We start from the raw sequence: 22546 nt of genomic DNA, 5'->3' as shown, positions 1-22546 counted from the left end.
TCTACCGGTCCTGGTCTCTGCGTTGTTGCCGCCGCTGGGAACACGTACTCACGCGTGCTTGAACTTCACGATGTCGCTGTCGTTCGCGGTCTCGTCCGCGAACTTCTGGATCTTCTTGATGGCCTCGTCCGGCGTCATACGGCCGGCCATCAGCTCGCCGAGACAGCCGACGCCGATCCGCTGCTTGTTGAGCTCGACGTACCAGTCCTGCAGCCGCGGGTTGAGGACGTTGTCACCGGCCTTGTCGAGCGCGGCGACGGCCGAGGTGAGGCCGGGCGGAAGCGTCAGGCCCTCTTCACTGCCCTTGACCGAGGTGAGCGAGGAGACCTGCTTGGAGAAGTTCCGCGCGGACTCCTTGCCGAGCATGATGCGCAACTGCTCCATGCCGCCGACCGGGTTCTTGGCCTTGGCCGGGACGATGAAGGGCTCGCCGCCGCTGGCCCAGATGGTGCCGTAGGGCATCTTGTCGCTCTTGTCGAGGCTCGGGTGCGCTCCGACCGCCAGCTTGAAGTCCTTGGGCGTGGTCTTGGAGGACTCGTTCTCCACCCAGGAACCGTTCGGGATGAACAGCGCCTTGCCCTGGTTCCACGCGGTCTGGGCCTGGATGTGCGTGTAACCGGAGCTGTTCTTGAGGAGGTAGCCCTTGCGGACCAGCTCGTAGTACGCGTCGAAGGCCGCCTTGACCGCCGGGTGCTTCCAGGCGTTCGGCTCCAGGTTGTCGATCGCGTCGAGGACCTCGCGGCCACCGATCTTGCCGATGAAGGCGAAGAGCGAGAACGGCATGTAGTACGGGTAGACACCCGGGTACGTCCAGCCGGCGACGCCCTGCTTCTTCGCCTTGGCGCACAGGGCGAGCATGTCGTCCCAGGTCTCGGGGTACTCGGCGTCGAGCTTCTCGAGGTTGGTCTGGGAGTACCAGATGCCGTAGACGGTGTACGCGTAGTACATGACCCACACCGCGTCGCCGTCGAACTGGCCCATCTCCAGGACGCCGGGGCGCAGGGTGTCGCGCACCTTGACGTTCGGGTCGTCGAGGGAGGGCGCGTCCATCAGCGGGGTGATGTCGGTGAGCTGCTTCTTGCTCACCAGGACACCGAGGTCCATCTGCGCGCTGCCGGAGTTGTCGATCAGGTCCGGCGGGGTGCCGCCGTTGAAGCGCGGCTGCAGCTCGGTCTGGATCTTCTGGATGCCGCGGTGGCTGACCTTGGCCTTCGGGTAGTTCTTCTTGTAGATCGCCTCGGCGTCGATGGCGTACTGGTCACCGAAGCCACCGTCGAAGATGACCACTTCGAGGCCCGCGGTGTCGTTGACACCCAGCGGGTTCTTGGCGGACTTCTTGCCGTCCTTGACCTTGTCCTCGCCACCGCTGTCGCTGCTCGCGCAGGCGGACAGGAAACCCATCGTGGGTACGGCGATCAGGCCGAGTGCGGCGGACCGCTTGATCAGATCGCGGCGGCCGACGCCTTCGTGACTGTTGTCGGAAGTGGAACCCATGCTAAGTCCTCGCCTTCTCCAGGACTCAGGCGGTGAACCGGACCCTTCCGGCACCGCGGCGATTCGAGCGGTTGTGTTACTGGTGCTCCGTGGCCAGGGGTTCGTTGCGGACCGGAGCGACGCCCCCATGCGTACGGCTCCACCGGCCCCTGGCCGTCCCTCTGGCGGTCGACGGCCAGTTGGTGTGCCGATAGGTATAGTCCACTTGCGAAACGGGAGCAAGATCGGGTGCAGGGTTGACCGTCAGTCTTTCCCGAGTTGAGACCTCGGCAATTTTCGGCCAGACCTGCACGGAGCTCCTTTCGCCGCGCCAGTTCATCCTTCAGAAATACGTGTCCGCCCCACCCTCCGCCACCGCAGGATTCGGCCTCGCGGCGACGCGCGAAGGGTGCGTACCCCGCCGTGTGGCACACGAAAAGGGCCGCACCCCCGAATCCGGGGATGCGGCCCTCCACGTGGCTCCTGTGCCGCTCGCGCGGCGCGGGAACTAACCGCGAATCAGGTTGCGCAGCACGTATTGCATGATGCCACCGTTGCGGTAGTAATCGGCCTCACCGGGGGTGTCGATACGGACCACCGCGTCGAACTCGACACCGGTGTCGGTGGTGACCTTGACCGTGCGCGGGGTGGTGCCGTTGTTCAGCTCGGTCACTCCGGCGAAGGAGAAGGTCTCCTCACCGGTCAGGCCAAGGGCCTCGGCCGAGGCGCCCTCCGGGAACTGGAGCGGCAGTACGCCCATGCCGATGAGGTTCGAGCGGTGGATGCGCTCGTAGGACTCGGCGATGACGGCCTTGACGCCGAGCAGCGCGGTGCCCTTGGCCGCCCAGTCGCGCGAGGAACCGGAGCCGTACTCCTTACCCGCGAGGACGACCAGCGGGATGCCCTGGTCGATGTAGTTGCGCGAGGCGTCGTAGATGAAGGAGACCGGCGCACCTCCTTCACCTTCGGCGGACCGCGTGAAGTCGCGGGTGTAGCCGCCCTCGGTGCCCGGCGCGATCTGGTTGCGGAGGCGAATGTTCGCGAAGGTGCCGCGGATCATGACCTCGTGGTTGCCTCGGCGGGAGCCGTAGGAGTTGAAGTCACGACGCTCCACACCGTGCTCGGTGAGGTACGTGCCGGCCGGGGTGTCGGCCTTGATCGCACCGGCCGGGGAGATGTGGTCGGTGGTGACCGAGTCGCCCAGCTTGGCGAGCACACGGGCGCCGGAGATGTCCTTGACGGGCGCCGGCTCCATCTGCATGCCCTCGAAGTACGGGGGCTTGCGGACGTAGGTGGACTCGGCGTCCCACTCGAAGGTGTTGCCGGTCGGGATCGGCAGCGCCTGCCACTGGGCGTCGCCCGCGAAGACGTCCTGGTAGGACTTGTTGAACATGTCCTCGCCGATGGCGTTGGCGACGACGTCGTTGACCTCGGCCTCGGTCGGCCAGATGTCCGCGAGGTGGACCGGCTTGCCGTCCTGGTCGATGCCCAGGGCGTCCTTGGTGATGTCCACCTTCATGGAACCCGCGAGGGCGTACGCGACGACCAGCGGCGGGGAGGCCAGGTAGTTCATCTTGACGTCGGGGTTGATCCGGCCCTCGAAGTTGCGGTTGCCGGAGAGCACCGAGGTCACGGCCAGGTCGTGCTCGTTGACCGCCTTGGAGACCTCCTCCGGCAGCGGGCCGGAGTTGCCGATGCAGGTGGTGCAGCCGTAGCCGACCAGGTTGAAGCCGACCTTGTCGAGGTAGGGGGTCAGGCCCGCCTTGTCGAAGTAGTCGGTGACGACCTTGGAGCCGGGGGCCAGGGTGGTCTTGACCCAGGGCTTACGGGTCAGGCCCTTCTCGACCGCCTTCTTGGCGACCAGCGCGGCGGCCACCATGACGTAGGGGTTCGAGGTGTTGGTGCAGGAGGTGATCGCGGCGACGGTGACGGCGCCGTGGTCGATCTCGTAGGTCGAGCCGTCGGGGGCCGTCACCGTGGTCGGACGGGTCGGCACACCGTTGGCCGAGGCCGGGGCGTCGGAGGCCGGGAAGGACTCCTTGCCCGCCTCCTCGTCCTCGCTCACGTAGTTGCGCACGTCCTGGGCGAACTGCTGGGAGGCGTTGGCCAGAACGATGCGGTCCTGCGGACGCTTGGGACCGGCGATGGACGGGACCACCGTGGCGAGGTCCAGCTCCAGCTTCTCGGAGAAGTCCGGCTCGGCGGCCGGGTCCAGCCACAGGCCCTGCTCCTTGGCGTACGTCTCGACGAGCGCGACCTGCTGCGCGTCACGGCCGGTCAGGCGCAGGTAGTTCAGGGTCTCGTCGTCGATCGGGAAGATCGCGGCGGTGGAGCCGAACTCCGGCGACATGTTGCCGATGGTGGCGCGGTTGGCCAGCGAGGTGGCGGCGACGCCCTCGCCGTAGAACTCGACGAACTTGCCGACCACACCGTGCTTGCGGAGCATCTCGGTGATGGTGAGCACCAGGTCGGTGGCGGTGGTGCCGGGCTTGAGCTCGCCGGTCAGCTTGAAGCCGACGACGCGCGGGATCAGCATCGAGACCGGCTGGCCGAGCATCGCGGCCTCGGCCTCGATGCCGCCGACGCCCCAGCCGAGCACACCGAGGCCGTTGACCATGGTGGTGTGCGAGTCGGTGCCGACCAGGGTGTCCGGGTAGGCCTGTCCGTTGCGGACCATGACGGTGCGGGCCAGGTGCTCGATGTTGACCTGGTGGACGATGCCGGTGCCGGGCGGGACGACCTTGAACTCATCGAAGGCGGTCTGGCCCCAGCGCAGGAACTGGTAGCGCTCCTTGTTGCGGCCGTACTCCAGCTCGACGTTCTGGGTGAAGGCGTCGTTGGTGCCGAACTTGTCGGCGATGACGGAGTGGTCGATGACCAGCTCGGCCGGGGCGAGGGGGTTGATCTTCGCCGGGTCGCCGCCCAGCTCCTTGACCGCCTCGCGCATGGTGGCGAGGTCCACCACGCAGGGAACACCGGTGAAGTCCTGCATGATCACGCGGGCCGGCGTGAACTGGATCTCCTGGCTGGGCTGGGCCTGCGAGTCCCAGCCGCCGAGCGCCCGGATGTGGTCGGCGGTGATGTTCGCGCCGTCCTCGGTGCGGAGCAGGTTCTCAAGGAGAACCTTCAGGCTGTAGGGAAGGCGAGCGGAGCCCTCGACCTTGTCCAGCCTGAAGATCTCGTACGACTCGTCGCCCACGCGCAGCGTGCTGCGGGCGTCGAAGCTGTTCGCCGACACGACAGTCTCCTTCATATGTGTGCGCGTTCCACCGCATCCTGCCGTCACAGCTTCCGACTGGCTTACTGAGGCAAGACTAAGTAAGGTCACCCTTACCAAGTGGCGGCTGCGGTGTGCCTCGTAGATATCTCGATGTCGAGATAACTCTAGTACATCGCCGCCGCTCGGTCATGCGCGGACCCTCCTCGTCGCGCCGCGCGGCCCCCTCACGGCTCCCACCTCGACAAACCCCGGCCGACCCGATCTACGCAGGCGGCACAGCGGCGCCCGTCCGGCGCCGCTGTCGAGGACCACCGGTGAGCGAGCGAAACGCGTTCGCCGTCACGGGGCCGATCGGGTTGCCGCCTCTCCCGCGCCCTTGGCCGCATCCGGCGCGCCCGCCGCACTCGGCATCCCGGCCGCGCCCGGCGTTTCGCCCGGGGCCGCTTCCTTCCCGGCGACGACGACGCTCCGGGCGCTCCGCAGGCCCGGCAGGCTGACCGCGACCGCGAGCAGAGCCGCGGCCAGCGGGACGAGGAGTCCGGCCCGGTAGCCGTCGAGGAGTCCGGCCGTACTGCCCGTGTCGGTGGCCGCGACGTTGACGGCGGTGGCCGCCGAGAGGCCGAGCGCCGCGCCGAACTGGAACGAGGTGTAGAACAGCCCGCCCGCCAGACCCTGCTCCTCCTCGGCGATGCCCTCGGTGGCCACGATCGTCAGCGGCCCGTAGGTGAGCGTGAAGGACAGACCGAGCACGATCAGGCTGGGGAACATCGCCGCGTACGACCAGTCCTCGGTCACCGGCAGGAACAGCGCGTACGAGGCCGCCGCGAGCAGCAGGCCGACCACGATCACCCGGCCGTTGCCGAAGCGGGCCACCAGGCGCGGGGTGAGGGTGGGCGCCAGGATCGCGTCGACGCCGATGACGATCATCGCCAGGCTGGTCCGCAGCGTCGACCAGTCGCGCAGTTCCTGGAGGTAGAGCACGACCAGGAACTGGAAGCCGAAGAACCCGGCCGAGAACAGCAGCGCGGCGAGATTGGCCCGCACGAGCGACGCGCTGCGCAGAATTCCCAGGCGTACCAAGGGAGTTGCCGAGCGCCGCTCGACGAGCACGAAGGCGAGCAGCAGGAGCAGTCCGGCGCCGAGTACCGCCGAGGTGAGACCGAGGCCGCTGTGTGCGGCGCGTTCGACGGCGAGGACGAGCAGCACGATCGCTCCGGTGCCGGTGATCGCTCCGGCGACGTCGACGCGTCCGGCGGCGTCGGGCCGCGGCGTGCGCGGAATGCTGGCGAGCGCCGCGCACAGGATGAGGGCGGAGAGCACGACGGGCGCGAAGAAGACCCAGCGCCAGCCGAGCGAGGTGAGCAGCCCGCCGATGACCAGACCGGTGGAGAAGCCCGCCGCTCCGGTGGCCGAGTAGACGATCAGCGCGCGGTTGCGCTCGGGGCCCTCGGCGAAGCCGGTGGTGATCAGGGAGAGTCCGGCGGGCGTCATGAACGCGGCGGCGACGCCGGTGACGAAGCGGGCCAGGATCAGTGTCCAGCCCTCGTCGGCGAGACCGCCGAGGCCGGAGAAGAGCAGGAAGACGGTGAGCGAGGCGATGAAGACCGTACGTCGCCCGAACAGGTCCGCGGCCCGGCCGCCGAGCAGCATGAAGCCGCCGTAGCCGAGGACATAGGCGCTCATCACCCACTGCAACTCGCCGGTGGACAGGCCGAGATCGGCCCGGATGGAGGGCAGGGCGACGTTCAGCATAGCGACGTCGATGCCCTCCAGGAAGATCGCGCCGCACAGGACGAAGAGCACGGCCCATTGGCGTGCCGTCAGCGAGTTTCTCGAAGCAGGCGAAGTCATCGCAATTCCTCGCAGAAGTAAGGGAGTTGGCTGTGACTCCACCCTCCGGCGGCGGGCCGGGCGGAACAACGGCGAACCGCACGCTGTTCGTTCAGCCAGGCTTACCGATCGGACGCGAGGCGGAGGGTGGCCGTGGAACGCGAGGAACTCGAGTGTTTTCTGCTGCTCGCCGAGGAGTTGCACTTCGGCCGCACGGCCGAGCGGATGCGGCTGTCCCGGGCACGGGTGAGCCAGCTGGTGCAGCGCCTGGAACGGCGCGTGGGCGGGCGCCTGTTCGACCGTACGAGCCGCAGGGTCGAACTCACCGCACTGGGCGGCCAGTTGTACGCGGACCTGGCCCCGCACCACCGCGGGATCCGCTCCGCCCTCGACCGTGCCGTGGCTGCGGCACGCAGCCACAGCGGTCTGCTGCACGTCGGTTTCACGACCCCGCTCGCGGGCGAACACGCGATGCGCGCCGCCGATGTGCTGCGCGTCGAGCACCCCGGACTGCGCGTGGAGATCTGCGAGGTGCCCTTCGCCGATCCCTACGGGCCTTTGCGCAGAGGGGACTTCGACGTACAGCTCACCGACTTCCCGGCGCGGGAGGCCGACGTGGAGGGCGGCCCGGTGCTCTTCACCGAGACCCGGGCACTGGCCCTGCCATCCCAACACCCCCTGGCCCAACGCGAGTTCCTCGACCTGGAGGACCTCGGCGACCTCACCCTGCTCTCGCTGCCCGCCGACACACCCGGCCACTGGCTGGACGAGCGGATGCCCCGCCACACGCCCTCGGGCCGCCCGGTCCACCACGGCCTGGAAGTCACCAGCCTCCAGGAGGCACTGACCCTCGTCTCCGGCGGTCGCGGCGCCCTGATCGTCGCCGCCCACACGGCTGCCTACTTCGCCCGGCCCGGCGTTACGTACCTGCCGCTGGCCGATGCCGCGCCGTTCGGTTACGGACTCATGTGGCGGGCAGGCGAAGGGGGAGGCACGGTGGGACTGTTCGCCGAAACGGCCCGCCGACTGGCGCGCGCCACCCGCGACCGGGAGCCGTTGTCGGCGGCGGGTGAGATCCCGCCGAAGGCGACGGCAGCCACGGCCCGTGCCCGGTGAGCGCGCCGCCGGAGACCCGACGGAGCGTCAAAGGTGCCGCGGGCGCGACACAAGGGGCTCACCCGATCGGCCCCGCCACGCGGACGGCATCTCATATCTGAGATAGCCTGCCGTCATGGCAGACGACTACCTCGTACGCATCGGCAAGCTCATCCGTGACGCCCGGCAGCACCGGGGCTGGACCCAGTCGCAGTTGGCGGAAGCGCTCAACACAAGTCAGAGCGCGGTCAACCGGATCGAACGCGGAAACCAGAACATCAGCCTTGAGATGATCGCGCGGATCGGCGAGGCCCTGGACAGCGAGATCGTCTCGCTCGGTTACGCGGGCCCGATGCACCTGAGAGTCGTCGGCGGCCGCCGCCTCTCGGGCGCCATCGACGTCAAGACGAGCAAGAACGCCTGTGTCGCCCTGCTGTGTGCCTCGCTGCTCAACAACGGCCGGACGGTGCTGCGCCGGGTGGCCCGTATCGAGGAGGTCTACCGGCTCCTCGAAGTGCTCGGCTCGATCGGCGTGCGCACCCGCTGGATCAACGACGGGGTGGACCTGGAGATCGTCCCGCCCGCCAAGCTCGACCTCGACGCCATCGACGCGGACGCGGCCCGCCGCACCCGCTCGATCATCATGTTCCTCGGCCCGCTGCTGCACCGCCTCGACCACTTCAAGCTGCCCTACGCGGGCGGCTGCGACCTGGGCACCCGCACCATCGAACCGCACATGATCGCCCTGCGCCGGTTCGGCCTGGACATCACGGCGACCGAGGGCCTGTACCACGCCGAGGTGGAGCGCGACATCGCCCCCGGCCGCCCCATCGTGCTGACCGAGCGCGGCGACACCGTGACCGAGAACGCCCTGCTGGCCGCCGCCCGTTACGACGGCAAGACCATCATCCGCAACGCCTCCTCCAACTACATGGTCCAGGACCTGTGCTTCTTCCTGGAGGCACTCGGCGTACGCGTCGACGGCATCGGCACCACGACCCTCACCGTGCACGGCGTCGCGGAGATCGACGTGGACGTGGACTACTCCCCCTCCGAGGACCCGGTCGAGGCGATGAGCCTGCTGGCCGCCGCGGTGGTCACCGGCTCCGAACTGACCGTACGCCGGGTGCCGATCGAGTTCCTGGAGATCGAACTCGCGGTCCTGGAGGAGATGGGCCTGGACCACGACCGTTCGGCCGAGTACGTCGCGGACAACGCCCGCACCCGCCTGGTGGACCTCACCGTGCGTCCCTCCAAACTGGAGGCGCCCATCGACAAGATCCACCCGATGCCCTTCCCGGGCCTCAACATCGACAACGTCCCCTTCTTCGCGGCCATCGCCGCCGCCGCCCAGGGCCAGACCCTGATCCACGACTGGGTCTACGACAACCGCGCCATCTACCTCACCGACCTCAACCGCCTCGGTGGCAGGCTCCAGTTGCTCGACCCGCACCGCGTCCTGGTCGACGGCCCGACCCGCTGGCGCGCCGCCGAAATGATGTGCCCGCCCGCCCTGCGCCCCGCCGTGGTCGTCCTCCTCGCCATGATGGCCGCCGACGGCACCTCTGTGCTGCGCAACGTCTATGTCATCAACCGGGGTTACGAGGATCTGGCGGAGCGGCTGAACTCGGTGGGGGCACAGATCGAGATCTTTCGGGACATCTGACGGCGGATGCCGCCGCGCTCAGATGCCGCCGCACTTCGCGTGACCTGCGCCGATGCGGGTCCCGAGGGAGCGCGGCGGCCTCCTGGGACTTCTCTGGCACTTCGGGCCGGGACCGGGCGGACGGGCTCGCCTCTGGTGCCGAAAGCGTCATACGCCTTCGTCGTTGACCAGGAGAATCTTGCCGAGGTGGCCTCCGGCTTCCATGAGCCGGTGCCCCTCGGCGGCGTCGGCCATGGGCAGGGTCTTGTCGATGACGAGCCGGACGGTGCCGTTCTCGATCATCGGCCAGACGTTGTTCTGTACCTCGGCGACGATGGCGGCCTTCTGCTCCTTGGAGCGGGTACGCAGGGTGGTGCCGTACACGGAGATCCGCTTGAAGACGATCTCGGCGAGGTTGAGCTGGCCTTCGAGTCCGTTCTGCAGGCCGATGACGACCAGGCGGCCGTCGGCCGCCAGGGATCCGATGTTGCGGTCCAGGTAGGCGCCGCCGATGACGTCGAGGATCACGTCGTAGGGGCCGTGCTCGGTGAAGTCCTCGGTGCGGTAGTCGACGGCCACATCGGCACCCAACTCCCGGACCTGGGCGGCCTTCTCCGGCCCGCCGACGGTGGTGACGACACGGGCTCCCAGGGCCTTGGCAATCTGGATCGCCGAGGTGCCCACACCACCGGCGCCGCCGTGCACGAGGAGGGTCTCGCCCGCCTTCAGGCCCGCGGTCATGACGAGGTTGGACCACACCGTCGAGGCGACCTCCGGCAGACCGGCCGCCTCGACCAGGCCAACCCCCTTGGGGATGGTCAGCAGCTGCCCCGCGGGCACGGCGACCTTCTGCGCGTAGCCGCCCCCGGTCAGCAGGGCGCAGACCTCGTCGCCCATCTGCCAGCCGGTGACTCCCTCGCCCACGGCACTGATACGGCCCGAGACTTCGAGCCCCGGGTATGGGGAAGTGCCCGGCTCCAGCGGGTAGAGGCCCCACCGCTGCATGACATCTGCCCGGTTCAGGGCGCCGGCCGCCACGTCGACGACCACTTCCCCTGCGCCGGGTGTCGGGTCCTCGACGTCGATCCACTCCAGGACCTCGGGGCCACCGGGTTCCTTGATCGATACAGCCTTCATGGTTCTCCGCTCCTACGACTGGGGGTGAAGGGCTCCTACGGCGACCGGGGGCAGAGTGCTCGCGGCACGCTGCCCCGGGGCGGCCGGCGCCAACATGCGTCAAAACGCACCGTCACGCGATACCGGGCACGGCAAGAATGCCCGACTTTGGTGGCCTATACCCGAGCCGAATGTTGACGCTGCATACATTACGGGTGAAAGTATGCAGTGTCAACATTGGCGAGGGCGGAAGGGCCGCCGCCGACTGGGTCAGACCCGGACGGCGCCCATGTCCTCCGACGAGTCCTTCCGCGTGTTGCCCGCCGCGCCGGTGGCGGGTTCGGCCGGCTTCGCGGCCGGCAGCCGTGCGCCCTCGATGTCGACGTCCGGGAGCAGCCGGTCGAGCCACCCGGGCATGCTCCAGGCGCGCCGCCCGAGGAGAGCCATGGCCGCGGGCACGAGCGTCATGCGGACGACGAAGGCGTCGACGAACACGCCGAAGGCGAGTGCGAAGCCGATGGACTTGATGATCGGGTCCTCGTTGAAGATGAATCCGCCGAAGACCGCGACCATGATCAGCGCGGCGGCCACGACGACCCTTGCACTGCGCGAGACACCCTGCGCGATCGCCTCGGCGGGATCCTTGCTGTTCTCGTAGTGCTCACGCATCCGGCTGACGAGGAACACTTCGTAGTCCATGGCCAGCCCGAAGAGCACACCGATCAGCAGTACCGGTAGGAAGCTGGTGACCGGACCAGCGGCCGCCACATCCAGCGGACCGTTCAGGTGGCCCTGCTGGAAGACCCAGACCGCGGCGCCCAGGCTCGCACCGACCGAGAGCAGGAAGCCGAGCGCGGCCTTGAGCGGCACGAGCACCGACCGGAAGGCGATGGCCAGCAGGATCAGGGCCAGGAGGACGATGACGCCGATGAACAGGGGCAGTGCGTCGCCGAGCTTGCCGGCGACATCGATGGCCATGGCCGTCTGCCCGGTGACATAGAGGGCACCGCCCGCCTCGGCGACCTTGGGTGCCTGGTCGCGCATGCGGTGGACCAGGTCGGTGGTGGCCTGGGCGTCGGGGCTCGACTTCGGTACGACGGACATGACCACGATGCCGCCGGAGGGGCCGGACACCACGGGCGAGACGGCGGCCACGTTCTTGTCGGCGGCCAGCGCACCGCGCAGTTGGGTCAAGGTGGCCTGACGCTCGCCCTGCGGGATCCCGCCGGTGTCCACCACGGTGGTGAGGGTGGCGTTGAAGCCGGGTCCGAATCCCTCGGTGAGCAGGTCATAGCTCTTGTGCTGTGTGGTGGCCTCGGGCTGGGAGGCGAAGCTGGGCAGGCCGAGGCGCAGGTCGCGGGCGGGCAGGGCGAGCGCGAGCAGGCCGAGGATACCGACGAGCAGTACGACGGCGGGTGCGCGGGTGACCGTACGTGCCCAGGCCAGACCCCAGGCGCCGGGGGTACGGTCCCTGCCCTTGGCCTTCCGCTTGCGGCGCGGGCGCATCCGCTCGCCGAACACTCCGAGTACTGCCGGGAGCAGGCTGATGGCGACCAGAACGGCTATCAGTACGGTCACGGCGCCGGCCAGGCCCATGACGGTGAGGAACGGGATACCGGTGATGGCCAATGCGGCCAGCGCGATGACGACCGTGGCACCGGCGAACACGACCGCGCCGCCGGCCGTGGCGGTGGCGCGTGCGATCGACTCTTCCCAGCCGGTGTCCGGGTCGACGAGTTGCTCGCGGTGCCGGGAGATGACAAACAGCGCGTAGTCGATGCCGACTGCCAGGCCGATCATCAGCGCCAGTACGGTCGCGGTGCCCGTCATCTCCACAAAGCGGGAGACGAACATCGTGCCGAGCACGCCGACGGCCACACCCAGGAGCGCGGTCACCAGCGGCAGTCCGGCCGCCACGAGGGAGCCGAGCGCGACGGCGAGGACCACGAAGGCGATGACGACACCCACCAGTTCGGCCGGACCTCCCGCCTCCGCCTGCGGAAGCATCGCCGATCCGCCCAGCTCGACCTGCATCCCTGCTTCACGCAGGGGCTGCACCACGGTGTCCAGTTCGTCCTTGGCCTCCTCGGGCACCTCGGCGGCCTCCTCGGCGAACCGGACGTCGGAGTACGCGATGGTCCGGTCCGACGACACCGCACCGACGGATGCCGGCCGGGTGACGTTGACGACACCCGGTACCTTCGCCGCCTCGCGCAGGGCGCCGTCGAGCGCCTGCCGCTGCGCCGGGTCCGTGACGGTCCTCCCCTCGGGGGCGGCGACCACTACGCGCACGACACCGCCGGCGGCCGAGGGGAACTTCTCCTTCAGCAGGTCCTGCGCCTGCTGGGACTCCACACCGGGGACGGTGAACTCCGTGGACGTCTTTCCGTGCAAGGTCGCTCCCATGCCGCCGACGACGGCAAGAAGGAGGATCCAGGCGGCTATCACCCAGCGGCGGCGGCGAACCATCCACCGCGCCCAGGCGTACAGGCATGAGGCCATCGACGACTTCCTAACCGGTCGTGCCACGACCGAGGAGCAAAACAGGGATAAGGGAGGTAACGGAAGCAGCGGAGCAGATCGAGGCACTTCCGCAGACTTGCAGGGTAATGCATTTCTACCGTTGACTGTAAATTCACATCTGCCGGTAACTTCGCTACCGCTGGTAAACTCGCCCCATGACGGGTGACAGCCTGAGGGAACGCAGCAAGGCGCGGCGCAGGGAAGCGATCCTCACCGCCGCCTACGAGCTGTTCGCCGAGCGCGGCTTCGACGCCACGAGCATCGCGGACATCGCCGAGGCGGCCGAGGTCTCGCCGCGCACGGTGACGTTGTACTTCCCCACCAAGCTCGAACTGGCGACGGCGCACTTCAACGCTTTCGTCGACCGGCTGACCGCGGCGCTGCACGCCAGGCCCATGGGGCAGGGCATCATCGACACTCTGGAGCAGTGGCTGCGCGAACAGACGGCACCGCAGGACGAGTTCGACGTGCTCCACGACCGGATGCTCCAGTCGAACCCTCAGCTCAAGGGGCTCTGCCGAGGCCGGCTGACGGACGCCATCCAGGAGGGCACCCGCCTCCTCGCCGAGGAGCAGGGCCGGGGTCCGGACGACTTCGCCCCGCGCATCCTGGCGTCGACGGTGGCGAGCGTGATCGCCGAGTTGAGGCACCGGTCCGGTCCGGGCGACCTCGAGACCGCCATGACCTTCATCCGCGCTGCGGCGGCCACCCTGCAGCGCGGCTGATCCGGCACTCGTCCGCACGTCCGCCTGCCGCGGACCGGGCCGGGCCGGGCCGGGCCGGGCCGGGCCGGGCCGGGGTGGTCGCCGTTCGGGACGAACCGGACGCTGGGGTGAGGCGAGTGGCGATGTGCCGCCACGGGGGTGATGTTGCAGGCCATCCCGGCGGCGACGACTTCCACTTCCTCACTCCGGGAGTGGCGCCAGCCGGCGTTCGGTGCGCTTCACGGAGAGGGAATGGGCGGTGCCCCGGGCCGCCCGCGCCGAAGTTCTCCAGGAGATCCTGCGGGCCATCGACCGCGAACGCCTGACGTGGGCTTCCCCATCGAGGTGCGGTTCGTCGCCGCGGACGAGCTGTCCCACCTGAGCCCGGCCTACGGGCGCGAGACCGCCTACCTCGCCGTGCAAATGTACCGGGGCATGCCCTGGGAGCGGTACTTCCGGATCGCCCAGGACATCGCCCTGGCTTTCGAGGGCCGGCCGCACCGGGGCAAACGGCATCTGATGACGGCGGACGAACTCGACGCCCGCTACCCCGAGTGGGAACGGTTCCAGGCGATCCGATCGCGACTCGATCCGCAGGGCACCTTCACCAACGCCCACCTGCGCCGCGTGCTCGCCCGGTCAAGGGCACGCGCACCGGGCCCGGTTGCTCATGACCGGGACGGTGACAGGGCACCCACCGTCCTACGTGTCATCTCGCAGTATCGCGCGGCGAGTTCCTGGGGGGTGTGCTCACCCTCCGCGCGGTACCACTGGGAAACACCCGTGCACATGGTGACGATCGCCCTGCTGACCTCGCGCGGATAGGCGGTGGTGAAGACACCTTGCGCGACGCCGGCCGCGATCACCTGGTCCATCAGTCGCTGCTGGCGGTCACGGGCGGCGATGTAGGTGTCGCGGGCTTCTCCGTTGAGGCTGCGAATCTCGCTGGCGGCGATGAAGGCGAGGTCCCGCTGGTGGGCGTGGAACAGCACGAGGCACTCCACGAGCAGGTCCAGCCTCCCCCGGACGTCGGTTCCGGCCTCCTCCAGTGCCGCGCTGCTGCGTACCCACAGGTCGTCCATGGCGTAGGAGACGATCGCGACGAGCAGCGCCTGCTTGGAGGCGTAGTGGTGGTACAGCCCCGGCACCGAGAGTCCCGCGCGGGAGGCCACGGTGCGGATCGTGGTCCCGTGATAGCCGTGCTCCACGAAGCAGTCCAGCGCGGCGTCGAGGATCGGCGGCAGCCCGCTGCCCGAGTAGGCCCTCCAGTCCGCCCCGGCATCGGTCTTCGTCACAACGCTCCACTCCCCGCGGGCCCTCGTCGCATCGGCACAGTATGCCGCGCCGCTCCGGCCGCCGGAGTACGGACCTCTTGACATGCCCTCGGCGCACCTCTTCACTTTACCGAGCGAGCGCTCGGTAGCCGAGCGGCCGCTCGGTAGCCCTGCATCCGGGACAGATGCGGGCAGGAAGGACAGCACATGACGCTGGACGAGGAGCCGCGGCCGGACGCCCTCCCCCCGGCCGAGCCGGATACGGGGACGGGTGACGTCCACGACTCGCTCGTGGCCGCCTGGAAAGCACGGGTCGCGAACAATCCGGATGCCACGGCGCTGCGCTACTTCGACGGCGCTCTGTCCGCGCGGGAGGTGGACGCGGCGTCGGACGCCCTGGCCGCCGCATTCGAGGCCCTCGGGACCGGACGGGGTGACCGCGTCGGCGTGTACCTGCAGAGCGTCCCGCAGTACGCCCTCGTACTGCTGGCCCTGTGGAAGCTGGGGGCCACGGCACTGGGGCTCAACCCGATGTACCGGCGTCAGGAGCTGCGCCGGATCGTCGACGACGCGGGGGCGGTCGGCGTGGTCTGCGCGGACACCGACGTCGAGGAGACCCTCGGCACCCTGAGGGGCGGCACGGTCAGGTGGTTGATCAGCACCTCGGCGCTGGACTGCCAGTCGCGGAACGATCCGCGGGTCTTCGCGACGACGGAGCGCCCCGCCCCGGCTCCGGACGGCGATCTCTTCGCGCTGATCGAGGAGTTCGGCGGTTCCCGGCCCGCGCCCGTCGAACTCGGCCCCGACGACGTCGCGTTCCTGACCTACACCTCCGGCACGACAGGACCGCCGAAGGGCGCCATGAACACCCACGGCAACGTCCTCGGCGTGGTGTCCACCTACGGAGCGTGGACCGGCCTGAGCGACGGTGACGTGGTGCTCGCCGTCGCTCCGCTGTTCCACATCACCGGCGCGGTGGTCAACGCGGCGCTCTCCCTGCTCAACGACACCACGCTCGTCCTGGCGGGCCGATTCCACCCCGAAGTCGCCTTGGAGGCCATCGCCGAGCACGGGGTGACCTTCACCATCGGCTCCATCACGGCGTACAACGCGCTCTACGAGCTGCCGCAGGCCGGGGCGCACCACTTCTCGTCCGTGAAGGCCCTGTACTCCGGAGGCGCGCCGATCCCGCCGGCGACCGTCGAGCGCTTCCGGGAGCGATTCGGCCTGTACATCCACAACGTCTACGGAATGACCGAGACGACCTCCGCCGTCATCGCCGTGCCCTTGGGAGGCAGGGCGCCGGTCCACCCGCCGAGCGGAACCCTGTCGATCGGGCTGCCGCTGCCGCACCTCACAGCACGCGTCGTGGACTCGTCCGGCAGGCCGGTGCCCGACGGGGAGGAGGGCGAACTCGAACTGAGCGGGCCGCAGGTGGTGCCTGGGTACTGGGGCAAGCCCGAGGCCACGCGCCGGACGATGCCGCAGGGGCGACTGCGCACCGGTGACGTCGCCGTCATCGACGAGCGGGGCTGGGTCTTTCTGGTGGACCGGCTCAAGGACCAGATCAACGTTTCCGGGTACAAGGTCTGGCCCCGCGAGGTGGAGGACGCGCTGTACGAGCACCCGGCGGTCCATGAGGCCGCCGTCATCGGGGTGCCGGACGACTACCGCGGTGAGACGGTCGCCGCCTACGTCTCGCTCAAGGCGGGGCGGAGCGCCGGGCAGGAGGAGCTGATCGCCTTCTGCCGCGAGCGCTTGGCCGCCTACAAGTGCCCCCGGCGGATCCACCTCGTCGCCGACCTGCCCAAGACCCAGAGCGGCAAGATCCGGCGCGCCGCACTCCGCGAGAGCGGCGGCACCGGACTCCGCGAGAGCGACGGCACCGGGCCGTCCTCGCCGAAGAAGGACTGACCCTTGAACCTGGATCTGAACCTGAACCAGAACGGCCGCTGCTCGGGCCGCAGCGCCGTCGTGACCGGCGCGAGCCGGGGAATCGGCCTCGCGATCGCCGAACGGCTCGTGGCCGAGGGGGCGCGGGTGTGCCTCACCGCGCGCAAGGCCGGACCACTCGAAGAGGCCGCGGCCGCGCTGCCCCGGGGCAGCGTGATCACCGTCGCGGGCAAGGCGGACGATCCCGAGCATCGTCGCGAAGTCTTCGACACCGTCGCCCGCGAGTTCGGCGGGCTCGACGTCCTCGTGAACAACGCCGGTATCAACCCTGCCTACGGTCCCGTCGCCGAGCTGGACCTCGACGTCGCCCGCAAGGTGCTGGAGGTCAACGTCCTCGCCACGCTCGCCTGGGTCCAGGGCGCGGTGGCCCACCGGGATCTCCGGTTCGCCGAACGTCAGGGGGCCGTCGTCAATCTCTCCTCGGTGACCGGAGAGACTCCGGCGCCCGGTATCGGCCTGTACGGGGTGAGCAAGGCGGCCGTGTCCCACCTGACGAGGACTCTCGCCGTCGAACTCGGTCCGGGGATCCGCGTCAACGCGGTGGCGCCGGCCGTGGTGAAGACGCGGTTCGCCAAGGCCCTCTATGCGGGCAAGGAGGAGGCAGTCGCCGAGCAGTACCCCATGAAGCGGCTCGGTGTCCCCTCCGACGTCGCCTCCGCGGTGGCCTATCTGGCCTCGGACGACTCCTCCTGGGTCACCGGCCACATCCTCACCGTCGACGGCGGCCTCGCGGTCGCCGGTGGCACCGCGTAACGACCGGCCCGGCTCCGAAAGGCAGGACAGCCATGACCTTCACTCACCTCCCTCCCGATGTGGCCCAACTGTACGCACGCACACGCCGGTTCGTACGCGAGGTCGTCATCGACGCGGAACCCGCGCCGGGCGACCGACTCCACCGGGCCACCCGCGAGCGGCTGCAAGCAGCGGCGAAGGACGCGGGCGTCTTCGCGCCGCACGTGCCGAAGGAGTACGGCGGGCAGGGGCTGTCGATCGAGCACTGGTCCCCGGTCCTTCAGGAGGCCGGGTACTCGCCGATCGGCCCCAGTGTGCTCAACTGCATGGCTCCCGACGAGGGAAACATGCACATGCTCCATCTGATCGCGACCGAGGACCAGAAGCAGCGCCATCTCGTGCCCTTGGCCGCGGGAGACATCCGGTCCTGCTTCGCCATGACCGAGCCGCACCCGGGAGCGGGCTCCGACCCGGCGGCCCTGCGGACGAAGGCCGTCCGTACCGGTGGTGGCTGGATCATCGACGGCCACAAGCGGTTCATCAGTGGCGCCGTCGGCGCCGGATTCGTCATCGTCATGGCGCGGACCCCGGCCGTGGACGGGGCCCCCGAGGGGGCCACCATGTTCCTCGTCGACATGGCGGACCCCGGTGTCCGGGTCGGCGAGGCGATCCACACCGTCGACCGCGCCATCGACGGCGGCCACCCGCACCTCTACCTCGAAGACTGCTTCGTCCCCGACGAGGCGGTGCTCGGCGAGGTGGGACTCGGCTTCCGCTACGCCCAGGTGCGGCTGGGTCCGGCGCGGCTCACCCACTGCATGCGGTGGCTGGGACTGGCGCGGCGGTCGCTGGACATCGCCTTGGACCGGGCCGAGACGCGGGAGTTGTTCGGCGGTTCGCTCGGCTCGCTCGGTCTGGCTCAGGAACTCATCGCGGAGTCGGTGATCGACATCGAGACGTCCGACGCGATCATCACCAAGACCGCGGCACTGCTGCACGCCGATCCGAAGGCGGGGTCCGCGATGTCCTCGATCGCGAAGGTGCACTGCTCGGAGGCGATCTTCCGGGTCGTCGACCGGGCCGTCCAGATCTGCGGCGGGGACGGGGTCTCCGACGGGCTCCCGCTGGCGCAGTACCTGAGCGAGGTCCGTCCATTCCGTATCTACGACGGCCCCAACGAGACCCACAAGTGGGCGATTTCCCGCCGTGCCTCGGCCGGTCGGCGCGCGGCGGTCCAGGCCGGGGAGCGGTACCGGGGCGACGCCGTCGTCGGCCGGAGCGGGGGCGTGTGATGCGTACCGTCCCGGACGGAGTGGAGGTCGTCGCGGACCGGGAGGGGGCCCGGCAGCTGGAAAGCCCGCCGCTTCTGGTCGTCGACGCGGTCACCGGCTTCCTCGACGCGCACGGCATCGGACGCGGTCCGCTCGCATGGCAGCGCATCGGCGACGGCCACTCCAACATCACCTATCTGATCGAGCGCGGCGGCGAGTTGGCCGTCCTGCGCCGTGGTCCCCGCCCGCCGCTGCCGAAGTCGACGCACGACATGGTGCGCGAGGCCCGCATCCAGAAGATCCTCCACCGGCACGGGGTGCCGGTGCCGGAGATCCTCGCCGTCTGCGAGGACGACTCGGTCCTGGGCGTGCCCTTCTACGTCATGGCCCACCTCGACGGGACGGTCATCACCGAGACGATCCCGGCCCATCTCTCCTCCCTCGAACACCGCAGGGCCACCAGTGCGGCGGTCGTCGACGCTCTCCTCGCCCTGCACCGCATCGATGTGACCGAAGGCGAGCTCGCTTCCCTGGGCTCCCCCGACGGGTATCTCCGGCGCCAGGTCGACCGTTTCCGCGGACTGTGGGAGGTCAACGCCTCACGCGAACTCCCCGCGGTGGAACGGATAGCGGACTGGCTCGGCCGCAACCTGCCGACGAGCCAGGCGGCTTCCGTGGTCCACGGCGACTACCGCATGGGCAACCTCATGTTCGCTCCCCGGTCCACCGACCGGTCGCCCGCCGCGATCGTCGCGATCCTGGACTGGGAAATGGCCACACTGGGCGACCCGTTGGCGGACCTGGGCTATCTGACCGCCACCTACTCCGAGGAGGGCGCCCCCGCCACTCCGCTTGAACTCACCCCGGTGACCCGGGCTGCCGGCTACCTCACCAGGCTCCAGCTGGCAGAGCGCTACCGGTCGGGCACGGACCTCGATCTCACCCCGCTCCCCTGGTACCAGACTCTCGCGCTGTGGAAAGCGGCGATCTTCTGCGAAGCCATCCACACCCGCTGGCGGCGTGGCGAACGCCCGGACGACACGGTCTTCGGGCCGTCCCTGGAGGCGGGCGTCCCCCAACTCCTGGAGAGGGCCGCCCAGTACGCCGAGTGAGCGCGACCGTTCGCCGCCGACGGCGCCGAAGCACGCTCGCTCCGGCGCAGTCGGCCGGTCAGACCGTGACGAGCCCGACTTCGGCGCAGCCCTGCCGGAGTGTGTCGAGTCCGAAGGCCGCCGTGGGTCCGACGACGCCGGGTGTCACGTCAAAACCCGCCGCGATGTGGTCGGCGGCCCAGGCGATGAGTTCACCGGTGAGGCTGTACGGGTTGGGGCCTTCCAGGTGGACCTCCGCGAGCGGGGCGCTGCCCGGAACGCCGGTGGAGGCGACGGCGACCGCGTAGGAGGGAATCCGTGCCCGCAGGGCCGCGTCGGGACCGCCCGGTGGGCCGAGGAGCAGCGGGCGGGTCAGCGCGTCGGCCAGCTTGCGGCCCGCCGGAAGGCGCGTGACGGCGTTGGCGAAGGCCGAGTAAAAGGAGACAGGCCGACTGAGCCCGGAGAACCAGCCGTTGTAGACGGTGACGTCGTCGAGTGCCGGGAACTCCTGGGGCAGGAACAGCACTTCGGTGCCGGAGACGAGGAACGCGGACTTGCGGCGGCCCCGGACGGTGAAGCGGTGGACGCGTGAGGCGGTGCGCTCGTCGACCAGCCGGTGCCGGTGCCAGCGCGCCGAGGGCAGGATCATGCCGTCGCGCATGGTGGTACGGGTGCCCTGGCTGATCCCGCGCCAGATCGGGCCGGTGGAGAAGTAGCCGACATCGAGTGCGCGCGCGGCGGCTCCCGCCTCCTGGAGGGCGAGTGCACCGGCGAGGACGCCTGGGACGTAGTCGTACCCGAAGGCGGGCAGCATCACCGCGCCGGTCTCCCGGGCACGCCTGTGATGCCGGTCGTGCAGGGCCTGGACGAATCCGACCTCGCCGGTGGAGTCGATGTAGTGGGCGCCCGCATCCGCGGCGGCCTGTGCGACGGGAAAGCCGAAGCGTGCGAAGGGGCCGACGGTGGTGATGAGGACGTCGCCGCGTCGCAGGTGCTTCTTCAGGCCGTCGGAGTCGGCGGCGTCGACGACCAAGTGGTCCAGGCCGCCCGCGCGTTGGGCCACGCCCTCCACAGCGGCGGGGTTGCGTCCGGCCACCGTCGGTCGTACGCCCCTGCGCAGGAGGGAGTCGAGGACGAGGTCGCCCGTGTAGCCGGTGGCGCCGAGCAGGATGATGCGGCCGCTCATCGCTTCCTGCCCACCAGGGGGTGGGTACGGGAGACGGCCTTGGCGATGAAGGCGAAGGAGCGGGAGGTGTGCGGGGCATAGAGCAGGCGCAGTGTGTCGGGCCGCGTGGGCTTGGAGAGGACCGACTTGCGGTGGCTGAACGTGTCGAAGGACGTCTTGCCGTGGTAAGCGCCCATGCCGGACTCGCCGACACCGCCGAACGGCAGGTTCGGCGCGCCGAGGTGGATCACCGGCGCGTTGTAGACGAGTCCTCCGGAGGAGGTCTTGTCCAGGAGGGCTTGCCGGGCTTCCCTGTCGTGGGTGAACGCGTAGAGGGAGAGGGGCTTGTCCCTGGCGTTGATGAAGTCGATGGCCTCGTGGACGTCGCGCACGGTCAGCACCGGGAGGATCGGTCCGAAGATCTCCTCGGCCATGACCGCGGCGCCTTGCGGTACGTCGGCCAGCACGGTCGGCGCAAGGTAGCGCTCACCCGCGTCGGACACCCCTCCGGCGAGCAGGTCGCCCTCCGCCAGGAGGCCGGTCAGGCGCCGGAAGTGGCGGTCGTTGACGATGCGTCCGTAGTCGGCGCTGGCCCGCGGGTTGGGCCCGAACATCTCCCCGATGGCTTTGGGCAGTGCCGCAAGGAGCGAGTCGCGGGCGGCCTCGGTGACGAGGACGTAGTCCGGTGCGACGCAGGTCTGGCCGGCGTTGGTGAACTTGCCCCAGGCCAGTCGGCGCGCGGTGACGGTCATGTCGGCCGTCTCGTCGATGAAGACGGGTGATTTGCCGCCGAGTTCGAGGGTGATCGGGGTCAGGTTCTTCGCCGCGGCGGCGGCCACGATGCGGCCCACGGTGCCGTTGCCGGTGTAGAAGATGTGGTCGAAGCGCTGGGCGAGCAGCTCGGTGGTCTCCTCCACGGCTCCTTCGACGACGGCGACGGCCTCCAGGTAGCGGGGCAGCAGCTCGGCGAGCAGGGCGCTGGTGGCGGGAGCCAGCTCACTCGGTTTGACGACGGCCGCGTTCCCGGCCGACAACGCGCCGACCAGCGGGTTCAGCGTGAGTGTCAGCGGATAGTTCCAGGGCGCGATGATCAGGCACACGCCGAGGGGTTCGGGGTGGATCCGGGCCGTGGCCGGCTTCATGTTCAGGGGCACGCCGACCCGGCGCGGCCTCATCCAGCGGTCGAGGTGGCCAAGGGCGTGCTCGACCTCGGCCAGGACCTGCCCGATCTCGGTGAGGTGCGACTCGGTACGCCCCTTGCGCAGGTCGTCGTAGAGCGCTTCCTCGATGTCCGAGGTGTGGTCCGTCAACAGGCGCCGCAGGGCGCGGAGTTGGCGTCGGCGCCAGGCCGCGGGGCGGGTGACGCCCGAGTCGAAGGTGGCCCGCAGCCGATCGACGGTCTCCGGGATGTACAGGTCCTGCGGTGCGACGGGAACAGCGGTGCCGGTCATGGG

15 protein-coding genes and 1 pseudogene are annotated in these 22546 nt (G+C 69.6%); 8 read left to right on the top strand and 8 right to left on the bottom strand.

The window, feature by feature from the left end; all coding sequences use genetic code 11:
• Window positions 1-48 precede the first annotated feature (48 nt).
• From ngcE to HUT18_RS29155, 3 genes are all read right to left on the bottom strand, one after another.
• Complete coding sequence (ngcE, locus tag HUT18_RS29165) at window positions 49-1494, bottom strand: N-acetylglucosamine/diacetylchitobiose ABC transporter substrate-binding protein (protein ID WP_176103510.1); 1446 nt, start codon at window positions 1492-1494, stop codon at window positions 49-51.
• Between the two features lie 487 nt (window positions 1495-1981).
• Window positions 1982-4711: an aconitate hydratase AcnA gene (gene acnA, locus HUT18_RS29160; protein ID WP_303246561.1), complete on the bottom strand. Its 2730-nt coding sequence runs from the start codon at window positions 4709-4711 to the stop codon at window positions 1982-1984.
• 321 nt (window positions 4712-5032) lie between these two features.
• Window positions 5033-6544: an MFS transporter gene (locus HUT18_RS29155; RefSeq protein WP_176103507.1), complete on the bottom strand. Its 1512-nt coding sequence runs from the start codon at window positions 6542-6544 to the stop codon at window positions 5033-5035.
• Window positions 6545-6676: 132 nt separating this feature from the next.
• On the opposite strand from HUT18_RS29155, the gene HUT18_RS29150 reads away from it, so the two are divergent.
• Window positions 6677-7639 carry a LysR family transcriptional regulator gene (locus HUT18_RS29150; RefSeq protein ID WP_176103506.1) on the top strand — a complete coding sequence of 321 codons (963 nt, stop codon included), beginning with the start codon at window positions 6677-6679 and terminating at the stop codon, window positions 7637-7639.
• A 115-nt stretch (window positions 7640-7754) separates the two neighbouring features.
• On the top strand, window positions 7755-9284 hold the full coding sequence (locus tag HUT18_RS29145) for a UDP-N-acetylglucosamine 1-carboxyvinyltransferase (protein WP_176103505.1): 1530 nt from the start codon (window positions 7755-7757) through the stop codon (window positions 9282-9284).
• Window positions 9285-9431: 147 nt separating this feature from the next.
• Here the strand turns inward: HUT18_RS29145 and HUT18_RS29140 are convergent, their stop codons facing one another.
• Together HUT18_RS29140 and HUT18_RS29135 are read right to left on the bottom strand one after the other, a co-directional pair.
• On the bottom strand, window positions 9432-10400 hold the full coding sequence (locus HUT18_RS29140) for an NAD(P)H-quinone oxidoreductase (RefSeq protein ID WP_176103504.1): 969 nt from the start codon (window positions 10398-10400) through the stop codon (window positions 9432-9434).
• Window positions 10401-10649: 249 nt separating this feature from the next.
• Window positions 10650-12881 (bottom strand): MMPL family transporter, encoded by a 2232-nt coding sequence (locus tag HUT18_RS29135; protein ID WP_176103503.1) that lies wholly within the window; start codon window positions 12879-12881, stop codon window positions 10650-10652.
• Between the two features lie 176 nt (window positions 12882-13057).
• On the opposite strand from HUT18_RS29135, the gene HUT18_RS29130 reads away from it, so the two are divergent.
• Window positions 13058-13627 (top strand): TetR/AcrR family transcriptional regulator, encoded by a 570-nt coding sequence (locus HUT18_RS29130; protein ID WP_176103502.1) that lies wholly within the window; start codon window positions 13058-13060, stop codon window positions 13625-13627.
• 211 nt (window positions 13628-13838) lie between these two features.
• Window positions 13839-14224, top strand: a pseudogene (locus HUT18_RS34375) (D-arabinono-1,4-lactone oxidase); the annotation flags it as partial.
• A 50-nt stretch (window positions 14225-14274) separates the two neighbouring features.
• Here the strand turns inward: HUT18_RS34375 and HUT18_RS29125 are convergent.
• Window positions 14275-14901, bottom strand: coding sequence for a TetR/AcrR family transcriptional regulator (locus HUT18_RS29125; RefSeq protein WP_254878860.1), 627 nt, complete (start codon window positions 14899-14901; stop codon window positions 14275-14277).
• Window positions 14902-15087: 186 nt separating this feature from the next.
• Here HUT18_RS29125 and HUT18_RS29120 point away from each other — a divergent pair, with 186 nt between their 5' ends.
• Genes HUT18_RS29120 through HUT18_RS29105 form a run of 4 tightly spaced genes read left to right on the top strand, consistent with a single transcriptional unit; the run spans window position 15088 to window position 19948 of the window.
• Window positions 15088-16794, top strand: coding sequence for a class I adenylate-forming enzyme family protein (locus HUT18_RS29120; protein ID WP_176103500.1), 1707 nt, complete (start codon window positions 15088-15090; stop codon window positions 16792-16794).
• A gap of 3 nt (window positions 16795-16797) precedes the next feature.
• Complete coding sequence (locus HUT18_RS29115; RefSeq protein WP_254878859.1) at window positions 16798-17586, top strand: SDR family oxidoreductase; 789 nt, start codon at window positions 16798-16800, stop codon at window positions 17584-17586.
• Between the two features lie 32 nt (window positions 17587-17618).
• Entirely contained in the window at window positions 17619-18857 is a 1239-nt protein-coding gene (locus HUT18_RS29110) for an acyl-CoA dehydrogenase family protein (protein ID WP_176103499.1), read from the top strand.
• Window positions 18857-19948: a phosphotransferase family protein gene (locus HUT18_RS29105; protein ID WP_254878858.1), complete on the top strand. Its 1092-nt coding sequence runs from the start codon at window positions 18857-18859 to the stop codon at window positions 19946-19948. The genes HUT18_RS29110 and HUT18_RS29105 overlap by 1 nt, the downstream gene beginning before the upstream one ends.
• A gap of 58 nt (window positions 19949-20006) precedes the next feature.
• Here HUT18_RS29105 and HUT18_RS29100 read toward each other — a convergent pair whose 3' ends face one another.
• Window positions 20007-21113 (bottom strand): trans-acting enoyl reductase family protein, encoded by a 1107-nt coding sequence (locus HUT18_RS29100; RefSeq protein WP_176103497.1) that lies wholly within the window; start codon window positions 21111-21113, stop codon window positions 20007-20009.
• Window positions 21110-22543 (bottom strand): aldehyde dehydrogenase family protein, encoded by a 1434-nt coding sequence (locus HUT18_RS29095; protein WP_176103496.1) that lies wholly within the window; start codon window positions 22541-22543, stop codon window positions 21110-21112. The genes HUT18_RS29100 and HUT18_RS29095 overlap by 4 nt, the downstream gene beginning before the upstream one ends.
• Window positions 22544-22546 lie beyond the last annotated feature (3 nt).

The sequence above is a fragment of the Streptomyces sp. NA04227 genome (assembly GCF_013364195.1).
In the GTDB taxonomy this organism is placed as follows: Bacteria; Actinomycetota; Actinomycetes; order Streptomycetales; family Streptomycetaceae; genus Streptomyces.
The sequence above is the reverse complement of the archived record's forward strand: the minus strand, read 5'-3'. Positions and strand labels throughout refer to the sequence as shown.